Origin of the sequence: Pseudomonas sp. FSL R10-1350 (genome assembly GCF_009600525.1) — a bacterium.
GTDB classification, from domain to species: Bacteria; Pseudomonadota; Gammaproteobacteria; order Pseudomonadales; family Pseudomonadaceae; genus Aquipseudomonas; species Aquipseudomonas helleri.
Map to the genome: position 1 here is coordinate 147,081 of NZ_WIVR01000006.1, position 12,697 is coordinate 159,777.

10 protein-coding genes are annotated in these 12,697 nt (G+C 60.4%); 6 read left to right on the forward strand and 4 right to left on the reverse strand.

Going from position 1 to position 12,697, the window contains the following annotated elements:
* The first annotated feature begins 54 nt into the window (after positions 1-54).
* The 4 genes from alr (at position 55) to GHO25_RS05220 (ending at position 4,480) form a co-directional block, all read left to right on the forward strand.
* Positions 55-1,128: an alanine racemase gene (gene alr, locus GHO25_RS05205; protein WP_048387141.1), complete on the forward strand. Its 1,074-nt coding sequence runs from the start codon at positions 55-57 to the stop codon at positions 1,126-1,128.
* 126 nt (positions 1,129-1,254) lie between these two features.
* Positions 1,255-1,803, forward strand: a complete 549-nt coding sequence (locus tag GHO25_RS05210; RefSeq protein ID WP_048372525.1) for a cupin domain-containing protein — start codon at positions 1,255-1,257, stop codon at positions 1,801-1,803.
* Between the two features lie 180 nt (positions 1,804-1,983).
* On the forward strand, positions 1,984-2,400 hold the full coding sequence (locus GHO25_RS05215) for a cytochrome c5 family protein (RefSeq protein ID WP_048372527.1): 417 nt from the start codon (positions 1,984-1,986) through the stop codon (positions 2,398-2,400).
* Positions 2,401-2,557: 157 nt separating this feature from the next.
* Positions 2,558-4,480, forward strand: coding sequence for an acetyl-CoA hydrolase/transferase C-terminal domain-containing protein (locus GHO25_RS05220; RefSeq protein WP_048372528.1), 1,923 nt, complete (start codon positions 2,558-2,560; stop codon positions 4,478-4,480).
* Between the two features lie 94 nt (positions 4,481-4,574).
* Here GHO25_RS05220 and GHO25_RS05225 read toward each other — a convergent pair whose 3' ends face one another.
* A complete protein-coding gene (locus GHO25_RS05225; RefSeq protein ID WP_123750669.1) occupies positions 4,575-5,147 on the reverse strand; it encodes a xanthine phosphoribosyltransferase in 573 nt (190 codons plus the stop codon).
* A 56-nt stretch (positions 5,148-5,203) separates the two neighbouring features.
* A complete protein-coding gene (gene rep / locus GHO25_RS05230; protein WP_048372620.1) occupies positions 5,204-7,213 on the reverse strand; it encodes a DNA helicase Rep in 2,010 nt (669 codons plus the stop codon).
* Between the two features lie 261 nt (positions 7,214-7,474).
* Between rep and GHO25_RS05235 the strand changes: the two genes are divergently transcribed.
* On the forward strand, positions 7,475-9,145 hold the full coding sequence (locus GHO25_RS05235; RefSeq protein WP_153390075.1) for a bifunctional diguanylate cyclase/phosphodiesterase: 1,671 nt from the start codon (positions 7,475-7,477) through the stop codon (positions 9,143-9,145).
* Positions 9,146-9,327: 182 nt separating this feature from the next.
* On the opposite strand, the gene GHO25_RS05240 is transcribed toward GHO25_RS05235, so the two are convergent.
* A complete protein-coding gene (locus GHO25_RS05240; protein ID WP_153390076.1) occupies positions 9,328-10,698 on the reverse strand; it encodes a NorM family multidrug efflux MATE transporter in 1,371 nt (456 codons plus the stop codon).
* 152 nt (positions 10,699-10,850) lie between these two features.
* Between GHO25_RS05240 and GHO25_RS05245 the strand changes: the two genes are divergently transcribed.
* Positions 10,851-11,771, forward strand: a complete 921-nt coding sequence (locus GHO25_RS05245) for a LysR substrate-binding domain-containing protein (RefSeq protein WP_048372535.1) — start codon at positions 10,851-10,853, stop codon at positions 11,769-11,771.
* 11 nt (positions 11,772-11,782) lie between these two features.
* Here the strand turns inward: GHO25_RS05245 and GHO25_RS05250 are convergent.
* Positions 11,783-12,697, reverse strand: a 915-nt coding sequence (locus GHO25_RS05250) for a YifB family Mg chelatase-like AAA ATPase (protein WP_153390077.1), incomplete at its 5' end; no start/stop codon positions are given.

Sequence of the window (12,697 nt, forward strand, 5' to 3'; positions counted from 1 at the left end):
AACGCCGCGGTACGCACCGCTTTTTTATTCAACTGCCGTTAGAAGCCTGCCGCCATGCGCCCAGCCCGTGCCCTGATCGACCTTCAAGCCCTGCGACACAACTACCAACTGGCCCGTGAAGTGACGGGAGCCAAAGCCCTCGCGGTGATCAAGGCCGATGCCTACGGCCACGGCGCCGTGCGTTGCGCCCAAGCCCTGGAAGCCGAGGCCGATGGTTTTGCGGTGGCTTGTATCGAAGAAGCACTGGAACTGCGCGCCGCCGGTATTCGCGCGCCGATTCTGCTGCTCGAAGGTTTTTTTGAAGCCGATGAACTGCCGCTGATCGTCGAACATGACTTTTGGTGCGTCGTGCATTCGCTGTGGCAACTCGATGCTATCGAGCAGGCCACACTGGCCAAGCCGATTCAGGTATGGCTCAAGCTCGACACCGGCATGCACCGCGTCGGCTTGCACCCAAGCGAGTACCAAAGCGCTTACCAACGCCTGCAAGCCAGCGGCAAAGTCGCGAAAATCGTGCTGATGAGCCACTTCGCCCGCGCCGATGAACTGGACAGCCTGCGCAGCGTCGAGCAGGTGGCGGTGTTCCTGGCGGCCCGTGACGACTTGTCTGCCGAAGTCAGCTTGCGCAATTCGCCTGCCATTCTGGGCTGGCCAAGCGTGCCGAGCGACTGGGTGCGCCCCGGCCTGATGCTCTACGGTGCTACCCCCTTTGAACAAGACCACCCACTGGCCGCACGCCTGCAACCAGTGATGACCGTGGAGTCCAAAGTCATTTGCGTACGCGAACTGCCCGCCGGTGAACCGGTGGGCTATGGCGCAAAATTCATCACCCCGAAACCGATGCGCATAGGCGTCGTCGCCATGGGTTATGCCGACGGCTACCCGCGTCATGCACCCACCGGCACGCCGGTACTCGTGGCGGGCCAGCGCAGCCAATTGCTCGGCCGGGTATCGATGGACATGCTGTGCATCGACCTCACGGATGTGCCCGACGCCGGTCTGGGTTCGACCGTTGAGTTGTGGGGCAAAAACATTCTTGCCAGCGAACTCGCGGAAAAAGCTGAAACCATTCCCTACCAAATTTTTTGCAACCTGAAACGAGTGCCACGGCTCTATTCCGGGAGCTGATGGGTTGTATGCAAAATGCAGGGCCGACCGGGCTCTCAGGTTTCAAGTCAAAGTGTTGTAAATACTGAACACTATCGCCATGATGGCGCCATCTTGACCTGAATCTGATCCCTGGAGGCTCCTGCATTGGACGTCGGTGAACGACTGCAATCCATCCGCAAAATCAAAGGTTTGTCACAGCGCGAGCTTGCCAAGCGCGCCGGCGTGACCAACAGCACCATTTCGATGATCGAAAAGAACAGCGTGAGCCCGTCCATAAGCTCCCTGAGAAAAGTGCTGAGTGGCATTCCCATGTCTATGGTGGAGTTTTTTTCCGAAGAGATTCTTCAGGAAAAACCGACCCAGATTGTCTACAAAGCCAATGAGCTGATCGACATCTCAGATGGTGCGGTGACCATGAAACTGGTCGGCCGGGCGCATCCGAGCCGGGCCATTGCCTTCCTCAACGAAATTTATCCACCGGGCGCTGACACCGGGGATGAAATGCTGACCCACGAAGGCGAAGAAACCGGGATCCTCGTCGAGGGCCGCCTGGAGCTGACCGTCGGTCTGGAGACGTTCGTGCTGGAGGCCGGTGACAGCTACTACTTCGAGAGCTCGAAACCGCACCGTTTCCGCAACCCGTTCGACGTAGCGGCGCGACTAATCAGCGCAGCCACCCCCGCGAACTTCTAAGCAAAGCGGCGCCCTGCACAGCTCTGGCGGCGCCCGCGACGTTCATCGGTCACGCCTATTCCCCTTCTAAAATTAGGGTTGTTTCAGTGCGTCTGGCTAATCGGTATACTTTCGCCGCCTGCAAAACCGTGGTTGTGGGCGTGAATAGCCACCATTGAGGGTGTACGCGTGAACCTAATTATGAAAATGCTGGCCGTACCAGCAACAGTACTGGCCCTTTGGGCTGCCAACGCCCAGGCCACAACGTCGGCTGATGAGATCGCAAAACGCCTGGAGCCTGTGGGTAAAGTCTGCATTCAGGGCCAGGAATGTGCCGCGGGTGGAGGTGGCGAGACTGCAGCCGCGAGCGGGGGCGGCATGAGCCCCGATGACGTGATCGCCAAGCACTGCACCGCCTGCCACAGCATCGGCTTGCTGGAAGCGCCAAAAATCGGCGACACCGCCGCCTGGAAAGCCCGCGCCGACAAAGAAGGCGGCCTGGATGGACTCTTGGCCAAGGCGATTACCGGGCTCAACGCCATGCCGCCAAAAGGCACCTGCGGCGAATGCAGCGACGCCGAGCTTAAAGCCGCGATCCAGAAAATGTCTGGCTTATAACTCCCCGCCGTCTCTTACCTCGCGATGTTTTGATGGTTTAAAAGATCGCGAGGCAAGCTCGCTCCTACAGTTTGAAAGTGTTTGCGCCTTGCGCTTTGCAACCAACTCCGGTCACTCTCGGTCTATTCGCTAGACACGCAAGTTCCTGGAGGATCCGATGGTGCAATCCTGTTCGATCGAGCGCGCAGTCGATGAAGCACTGTCTCGGCTGCCCACCCACATCCACTTGGGCTTGCCCTTGGGCCTGGGCAAAGCCAATCGTTTTGTGAACGCGCTGTATCAGCGAATCAAGCAACTGCCCGAACGCCAACTAACGATCTACACCGCCTTGAGCCTGGGCCGCCCGGCGCTGGGCGACGGCTTGCAAAAGCGCTTTCTGCAACCGTTCGTAGAGCGCGTGTTTGGCGACTATATCGAGCTGGATTACCTCGCCGACCTGCACCGCGACAGCCTGCCACCCAACATCAACGTCGAGCAGTTTTTCATGCAGCCGGGCAGCCTGCTCAACAGCCCGCCGGCGCAACAAGATTACGTCAGCAGCAACTACAGCCACGCCGCCCGCGACATCAACGCCAACGGCTTGAACCTGGTGGCGCAACTGGTGGCCCGTAACCCGCAGGCCCCGGATCGCCTGAGCCTGAGCTGCAACCCGGACATCACCCTCGACCTCTTGCCGATGATCGCCAAGCGCCGCGAAGCGGGCGAAACCATCCTGCTGCTCGGCCAGGTGCACAGCGACTTGCCCTACATGCCCGGCGACTCAGAACTCAATGCAGACGCTTTCGACCTGCTGATCGACGACGAAGAACACACCACGCTGTTTTCCACACCCAGCATGCCGGTCAACCTGCAAGACCACTTTATTGGCCACCATGCCAGCACCTTGATCCGTGACGGCGGCACCCTGCAAATCGGCATCGGCGCCATGGGCGATGCGCTGACCGCCTCGCTGCTCGCACGCCAGGCGGACAACGAAGGTTATCGCGCCTTGCTCGACGACCTGGACATCAGCCCGTGGCGCAGCCTGATTGAGCGCGAAGGCGGGATAGAACCCTTTGCCCAGGGCCTGTATGGCTGCAGCGAAATGTTTGTGCACGGGCTGATGGTGCTGGTCGACGCCGGCATTGTGCGGCGCAAGGTGTACCCCGATATCGAACGCCAGACCCAAGCCAACGCCGGTACCCTCGACGAAAGCCTGCACACCGATGGCATCAGCGTGCACGGCGGTTTTCTGCTAGGGCCGCAGGAGTTTTACCAGCGCTTGAACGAACTGCCCCACAGCAAGCGCGCCGAATTCAACATGACCGCCATCAGCTACATCAACGAGCTGTATGGCCAAGAAACGCTGAAGCGCCTGCAACGCCGCGATGCGCGCTTTGTGAACAGCGCGTTCACTGCGACCTTGCTGGGCGCCGGGGTGGCGGATCAGTTGCAGGACGGGCGTGTGCTCAGCGGAGTAGGGGGGCAATACAACTTTGTCGCGCAGGCCCATGCGCTGCACGATGCACGCTCGGTGATCATCCTGCGCAGTTGGCGCGAGTCGGGCGGCGATGTGAGTTCCAACATCGTCTGGGAATACGGCCACTGTACGATCCCGCGCCATTTGCGCGACATCGTGGTTACTGAATACGGCATTGCCGACTTGCGCGGCAAAACCGACCGGCACGTGATCGAGGCACTGCTCAACATCACCGACTCACGCTTCCAGACCGAACTGATCGCCCAGGCGCAGCAGGTGGGCAAACTGCCCAAAGACTTTCAACTGCAGCCGCGCTTTGCCGACAACAGCCCGGAACGTTTGCAGGCGATTGCTGCCCGCCATCCGCATTTATTCCCGGAGTACCCGCTGGGCAGCGATTTCAGCGCCCAGGAGCAAGACTTGCTGCGCGCCTTGAACTGGCTCAAGAGCAAATTCAAGCTCACGCAACTCTACCGGCTTGGCAAGGCTGCCCTCGAAGCGCCGTCGCCGCAGGCGTTCCCCGAACATCTGGCGCGCATGCAGCTCACAGACCCGGACGGGCTGCGCGAAGAGGTGTATCAGCGGGTGCTGCTGGCGGGGTTGCAGGCGACGGCTAGATAACCGTGGGAGCGGGCTTGCTCGCGATCGCATCGCCGCGATGAATCAGATGCACCGCGTGTGTAGCATCGCGAGCAAGCCCGCTCCCACAGTGCCTTTACTCGATAAACGTCACTTGGCCGTCGGCCAGGGATTTAACCCGTGCCAGGGACTCAACGCGGTAGCCCTGCGAGTCCAGCTCGGCACGGCCGCCCTGGAACGACTTCTCGATCACGATGCCCAGGCCAGCCACGGTGGCGCCGGCTTGCTTGATGATCGAAATCAGCGCCTGGGACGCTTTGCCGTTCGCCAGGAAGTCATCGATGACCAGCACGCGGTCGGTGCTTTTCAGGTGACGCGGCGAGATGGCCACGGTGCTTTCCGTTTGCTTGGTGAACGAGTACACCGTCGCGGTCAGCAGGTTTTCAGTCAGGGTCAGCGACTGGTGCTTGCGTGCAAAGATCACCGGAACGCCCAGGTTCAGGCCGGTCATCACCGCCGGGGCAATGCCCGAGGCTTCGATGGTCACGATCTTGGTGATGCCCGCATCAGCGAACAAACGCGCGAACTCATCGCCGATTTCTCTCATCAGCTGTGGATCGATCTGGTGGTTCAAAAAGGCATCAACCTTCAAAACCTGATCGGAAAGCACGATGCCTTCTTCGCGAATTTTCTTGTGCAGTGCTTCCAACGTAACGTCCTCAAATAGCGCCTATGCGCTGAAGGTAGAGTAAAAAGTAGTCGATTTTAGCGTTTTAACATCGCACGTATATCGGCCAATGCCGTATTTCCGCGAACCGCTTTCACTTCGGTGGGGGTGTCGTCATTGCCTTCCCAGGCCAGATCGTCCGGCGGCAACTCATCGAGGAAGCGGCTCGGCGCGCAATCAATGATTTCGCCGTACTGCTTGCGCTTGGCTGCAAAGGTAAACGCCAGCGTCTGACGCGCGCGGGTAATGCCCACGTAGGCCAGTCGGCGTTCTTCTTCGATGGTGTCGGCTTCGATGCTGGAACGGTGCGGCAGGATCTCTTCTTCCATGCCCATGATGAACACGTAGGGGAATTCCAGACCTTTGGAGGCGTGCAGCGTCATCATCTGCACGCCTTCGGCGCCGTCTTCCTCTTCTTGCTGGCGCTCGAGCATGTCGCGCAACACCAGCTTACCGATAGCTTCTTCGACGGTCATGGCGCCGTCTTCGTCTTTCTCAAGGGTGTTTTTCAACGCCTCGACCAAAAACCAGACGTTGGACATGCGGTAGTCCGCGGCCTTTTCGCTGGAGCTGTTGGTGCGCAGCCAGTTCTCGTAGTCGATGTCCATGATCATGCTGCGCAGCGCGGCAATCGGGTCTTCACCCGCGCATTGTTCACGCACGCGGTCCATGAACCGTTTGAAACGGGCCAGGCGGTCGGTGAACCGGCTGTCCAGATGCTCGCCCAGACCAATTTCATCGGTGGCCGCGTACATCGAGATTTTGCGCTCGGTGGCGTAGTTACCGAGTTTTTCCAGCGTGGTCGAGCCAATCTCACGCCGTGGGACGTTGATCACCCGCAAGAAGGCGTTGTCGTCGTCCGGGTTCACAATCAGCCGGAAGTAGGCCATCAGGTCTTTCACTTCCTGACGCCCGAAGAAGCTGTTACCGCCCGACAGACGGTAAGGGATCTGGTGGTGCTGCAACTTCAGCTCGATCAGTTTTGCCTGATAGTTGCCGCGATACAGAATCGCAAAATCGCTGTAAGGCCGGTCTGTGCGCAAGTGCAGGGTCAAAATCTCGACCGCCACGCGCTCGGCTTCGGCGTCTTCGTTGCGGCAACGAATCACGCGAATTTCATCGCCGTGGCCCATCTCACTCCACAGCTGCTTCTCGAAGGCGTGCGGGTTGTTCGAAATCAGCACGTTGGCGCAGCGCAGAATGCGGCTGGTGGAGCGATAGTTTTGCTCCAGCATCACCACTTTCAGGGACGGGTAATCGTCCTTGAGCAGCATCAGGTTTTCCGGGCGGGCGCCGCGCCAGGCGTAGATCGACTGGTCATCGTCGCCTACCACGGTGAACTGATTGCGGCTGCCGATCAGGTACTTGACCAGCAAATACTGGCTGGCGTTGGTGTCCTGGTATTCGTCTACCAGCAGGTAGCGCACCTTGTTCTGCCACTTTTCGAGGATGTCGGCGTGCTCTTCAAAGAGCTTTACCGGCAGCAGGATCAGGTCGTCAAAGTCCACCGCGTTATAGGCTTTGAGCGTGCGCTGGTAGTGGGTGTAGACGATGGCCGCCGTCTGTTCCTTGGGGTTGCGCGCATTTTCCAGGGCCTGGGGCGGCAGGATCAGGTCGTTTTTCCACGAGCCGATCATGTTCTTGATTTCGTCGACCCCGTCATCACCCGAGTATTCCTTTTGCATGATGTCGGTCATCAGCGCCTTGACGTCGGCCTCGTCAAAGATCGAAAAGCCCGGCTTGTACCCCAGCCGCGCGTGCTCCTTGCGGATGATGTTCAGCCCCAGGTTGTGGAACGTGCTGACCGTCAGGCCTCGGCCCTCACCTTTTTTGAGCAGCGTGCCCACGCGCTCCTTCATCTCGCGCGCCGCCTTGTTGGTAAAGGTCATGGCGACGATGTACTGGGCGCGGATACCGCAGTTCTGAATAAGGTGCGCGATTTTTCGGGTAATCACGCTGGTTTTGCCGGAGCCTGCACCGGCGAGCACCAAAAGAGGGCCGCCGACGTAGCTCACGGCTTCTTGCTGCCGGGGATTGAGTCGGGACATGACGAAATTAAAGATCGCTTGCAAAAAGGGCGGGCATTTTAACAGGCTGAGCAGATATTGCTGCCACTCTGCGACAGTGTGACGTAGCCCTCTATCTAAATTTGCCGCTTTTGCTACTTTGCCGCAGGATACCTGACCGTTTAAGTCAGTCGTTCGATAAGCGTTTGCTGGGTGTATTTGATAACGGGTGTCATTTGCCATTACGTAATGGCACGTCATAATGCCCATCGCCTGAATTTATGCAGAGTCTAGGGAGCTAGCTTGTCTACGCCTGTCGAACCCTTGCGTTTGCTGCTACTGGCCAAAGAGCCGACTTGGGCAGCGTTATTGCGCGAGTGTCTGGCGCCCATGGGAAACGCGGCCCAGTTGATGTGTGCCCCGAACTGGGAGTCGGTCAGCTTCCTGTTCGAAAACACGCACAACGCGTTGTTGCTCACCACCCCAGCCCTGCAACCTGCGGCAGGTCGATGTCGTTTATCCACAATTTTGTTGCTGGAAGCCGAGCCCGACACCCCGCCGCAGGGTGTGAGCGACTGGTGGGTCCGCCCAACGTTGACCACCGATGTGCTGCGTCGCAGCCTGCGCCACGTGCAGGAACGCGGCGTCCTCGAACAGACGCTGCACCGCCTGGCCAAAGAAGACCCTCTGACCGGTATCGCCAACCGCCAGGGGTTTCAAACGCTGCTCGCCGTGCGGCTGGCTGAAAACGATGGTCACGGCCTCGCGCTGGGGCATCTGGACCTCGATAACTTTCGCCATGCCAATGACGCCTTGGGGCATCAGGCCGGCGACCGCCTGATCCTGCAAGTGGTGGCGCGCCTTAAAAGCCGGCTCGAAGCATGCGATCAACTGGCCCGCTTGGGCAGCGACGAATTCGCCTTGCTGATCGACACCCGCCGCGCCCCTGAGCGCGCGGCCTGGATGGCTGAACGCATTACCGAAGTGATGGCCGAGTCTTACTGGATCGACGGCGAAAGCCTGTTGATCGGCTGCAGCCTGGGCATCGCCCATGCCCGCGCCAACGCGGGTGCCGACCCGTTGATGTGGCACGCGCACATTGCCATGCAGCAGGCCAAAAGCACCCAGGGCTGCACGTATCACGTGTTCGATGAACGCATTAACCGCAACGCCCGCAGCCTCGCCGACCTCGAAAGCGAGTTGCGCCGCGCCTTGCGCCGTGACGAACTGGAACTGCACTACCAGCCGCGCCTGGACCTGAACACCGGCCACATAGTCGGGCTCGAAGCCTTGGTGCGCTGGCGCCATGGCGATCGCGGCCTGCTGGCGCCCAGCGAATTCGTGCCGTTGGCCGAACAGAGCGGGCTGATCGTGCCGCTGGGCTACTGGGTTATTTCGCGCGCGTTGCGCGACATGCAAGTGCTGCGTGAAAACGGCTGGACGGCCTTGCACATGGCCATCAACTTATCGTTTCGCCAATTCCAGGACAGCAAACTGCTGATCACTCTCAGCCGCTTGATCGCCGAGCATGGAATCGACGCCCGCTGGCTGGAATTCGAACTGACCGAAACCGCCGTCATGCGCCGCAGTGACATGGTCAAGCAGACCATGGACGCTTTGGGACGGCTGGGCGTGCGCTTTTCACTGGATGACTTCGGCACCGGCTTCTCATCGTTTGTGCACCTCAACAGCCTGCCGATTGCCCTGCTGAAGATCGACAAAAGCTTTGTCGGCGGCATGGAAGAGCGCGAAGAAAACCGCAAACTGGTCCACGCCATGCTCAACCTGGCGCAGAACCTCAACCTGCAAGTGGTCGCTGAAGGCGTAGAAACCCGCGCGCAACTGGCACTTTTGCGCGAATTTGGCTGCGATCAAGTGCAAGGCTTTCTGATCAGCAAACCGCTGCCGATGCCTGAACTGATCCCGTTTTTGGCGGCGGCCCACACCGCCTCGGCGTCGAAGGCAGCCCTGTAGGAGTGGCCACCCCGTCTTCGACGCCGCGCTGTCGCATATCAAACAGGACAGCGAGTATCTTCAACATCCCCCAATCGGTTCCCTCTCCTTCGGGAGAGGGCTAGGGTGAGGGGTGCTCTTGATTAGAGAGGCTTTTATGTACATATCCATTGCTGCGGCAACGGCCAATTAGGGTTCCGCCCTTACGCCGCGCTGCGCTTGAGCATGCGCCGCATCTTCCATTCGAAGGCCAATGTCAGGCCCACCGAAGCAAACGCCAGGCCCATAGCCAAGCCCCACCACACGCCTGTCGGGCCCCAGCCGAAGGTAAAGGCCATCAGCCAGGCGGTCGGGGCGCCGATCACCCAGTAGCAGAACAGGCCGACCAAGAAGGTGGTCTTGGCATCCTTGAGCCCACGGATCGCGCCCATGGCGATGGTTTGCGTGCCATCAAACAATTCAAACCAGGCCGCCACCGCCAGCAGGCTGACCGCCAGTTCAAAGACGGGCCGGAAGGCCGGGTCGCTGTGGTCCAGAAACAGGCCGATCAACTCGTTCGGCCAGAACCAGAACACCACCGAAAACCCCAACATCACCGCCGCACCAAAGCCAATGCCAACCCGGCCCGCCAGACGTGCACGCAGCAGATCCGCGGCGCCATAGTGCTGGCCGATGCGCATGGTGATCGCGTAGGACATGCCGGCCGGCACCATGAACGCCACCGAAACGATCTGCAAAGCGATCTGGTGAGCCGCCAATTGCGTACTGCCCATGGTGCCCATGCACAGCGCCGCGAAGGCAAACAGCCCGATCTCAACCGCGTAAGTGCCGCCAATCGGCAGGCCGAGACGCCACAATTCGCGCAGGTAAGTCAGATTGATCCGCGACAAGCCTTGGCGAATCGGATACGCGTCGTAGGCCGGGTGGCGGCTGATATGCCAGGCCAGGCCCAGCGCCATGCAGGTGGCGACAATTGCCGTGACCAGACCAATGCCCATCAGGCCCAACTTGGGCAGGCCAAACATCCCGGTGATCAGCGCGTAATTGAGCAAGAAGTTGGCCACGGTGCCGATCAGGCTGATGACCATTACCGGCGTCGCCCGCCCCATGGCGCTGGTAAAGCCGCGCAAGGCCATGAAGGTCATGTAGCCGGGCAAGGCCAGCGGCAGCAGGAGCAAAAATTGCCCGGCGGCCTCAACGTTGGTCGGGGTCTGGCCAAACAGCAGCAACAGCGGCTTGATGTTCCACAACATCAGCGCACCGACCAGCGCCAGCGCCCAGGCCAGCCACAAGCCGGCTTGCGTGAGGCGGGTCGCGCCTTCGATATCACCCGCGCCCTGGCGAATCGACACCAGCGTACCGACCGCTGCAATCACGCCAATGCAGAAAATTGACACGAACGAATAGGTCGCTGCCCCCAGGCTGCCACCGGCCAGGGCCTCCGGACTCAGGCGCGCCATCATCAGGGTGTCGGTCAGCACCATCAGCATGTGCGCCAACTGCGAGGCAATCAGCGGCCCGGCCAGCCGCAAAATGGCCCAGAGTTCGATACGTACTGGATGCTGTTTGGTCATCGGTCAGATTTCTTTGTGTGCGTTGAAAGGCTTGATTCTCGGCGTGTTGAGTGTTTTAAGCAAAAGGATAAAAAAGATAAGTGGCATGATTAATAGTCATGCTACTTAGCGTTTTTACAGTCTAGATATGTCGCGCAATAGGAATAATCCTCATGTCTCGTAGCCTTCCTCCGCTTTATGCCTTGCGTGCTTTTGAGGCAGCAGCCCGGCACAGTTCGTTTACCCGTGCGGGCGAAGAGCTGTCGATCACCCAAAGCGCCGTCAGCCGGCATATCAAAACCCTTGAGGCGCATTTTGCCTGCCGACTGTTTCAGCGTAACGGTCGCACCCTGCAACTCACCGAAGCTGCCCGCTTGTTGCTGCCGGGGGTGCGGGAGGGTTTCGGGGCGCTGGAACGCGCATGTATTACCTTGCGCGCCGAAGATGACATCTTGCGCATGAAGGCCCCCTCGACCCTGACCATGCGCTGGCTGCTGGCCCGCCTGAGCCGCTTTCGCCACTTGCAGGCGGGCAACGAAGTGCAACTGACCAGCGCCTGGATGGACATCGACCATGTGGACTTCAATCAGGAGCCTTTCGACTGCGCCGTGTTGCTGGGCAACGGCCACTTCCCGCCGGACTGGGAGGCCACGTTGTTGTTTGCCGAAATGCTGATCCCGGTGGGCGCCCCCAATCTGCTGGACGAACAGCCCTGGGACGCAAAGCGGCTTGCGGGCACCGAACTGCTGCACCCTACGCCAGACCGTCGGGACTGGCGGCGCTGGCTCGATTGCATGGGCCTCAGCGGCCAGGTTTCGCTCAAGGGCGGGCAAGTGTTCGACACCCTGGAACTGGGCATGATCGCCGCCGCACGCGGCTACGGCATTTCCATGGGCGACTTGCTGATGGTGGCCGAGGACGTTGCCCAAAACCGCTTGAGCCTGCCATTCCCCACGGCAGTGGCCAGTGGCGAAAACTACTATTTGGTCTGGCCCAAAACCCGGCCCGGCGGCGAGCGCTTGCGCCGGCTGAGTGACTTTTTACTGCATGAAGTGGCGGTGATGGAGCTGCCGGCGGTGGAGCAACGGCAGTAAAACCGTAACGCTCAGCCGCTGGCTGGCCGGTACTGCAACGCCTCCGCCAGGTGCTTGCGCTCAATGGATTCAACCTGTTCCAGGTCCGCCAATGTGCGCGCCACTTTCAATAAACGGTGCGCGGCCCTGAGTGACAAGGTCATGCGTTCGCATGCGGTTTCCAGCCAGGTGTTGTCCACGTCAGTCAGGGTGCACTGGGCTCTAACGCCGGGCAGGTCGAGAAACGCATTGGTACAGCCCTGGCGTTGCAACTGGCGCTCGCGAGCCGCCGCGACGAGTGCGGCGGCGTTGGCGGTGGTGTCTGCCGAGGCGAGCGGGGGGTTGAGCGCGGTGGTTTCACGGGCCACGGTCAGGTGCAGGTCAATCCGGTCGAGCAGCGGCCCGGAGAGTTTGTTGCGGTAGCGCTGGACCTGTTCCGGGGTGCAGCGACAGCGCCCCGTCGGCTCCCCCAAATAACCACACGGGCAGGGATTCATGGCGGCGACCAGTTGAAAGCGCGCCGGAAAGCGCATGCGGTCCCGCGCACGGGCGATCACGATAAAACCAGATTCCATGGGTTCTCTGAGCACTTCGAGGACCTTACGGTCGAACTCGGGCAGTTCATCCAGAAATAACACCCCGTGGTGCGCCAGGGTGATTTCGCCAGGCTGCGGTTTTGAGCCGCCGCCCACCAGCGCCGGGCCGGAGGCCGAATGGTGCGGCTGTCGAAACGGGCGCTGCGGCCAGCAGCTCAGCGGCACATGACTGGCCACTGACTGGATGGCCGCCACTTCCAGCGCCTCTTGCTCGTTGAGCGGCGGCAGCAAGCCGGGCAGGCGGCTGGCCAGCAAGGTTTTGCCAGTGCCCGGCGGCCCGGTAAAAAGCAGATTGTGGCTGCCTGCGGCGGCGATCAACAGCGCCCGCTTGGCCGACAGTTGGCCCTGTAC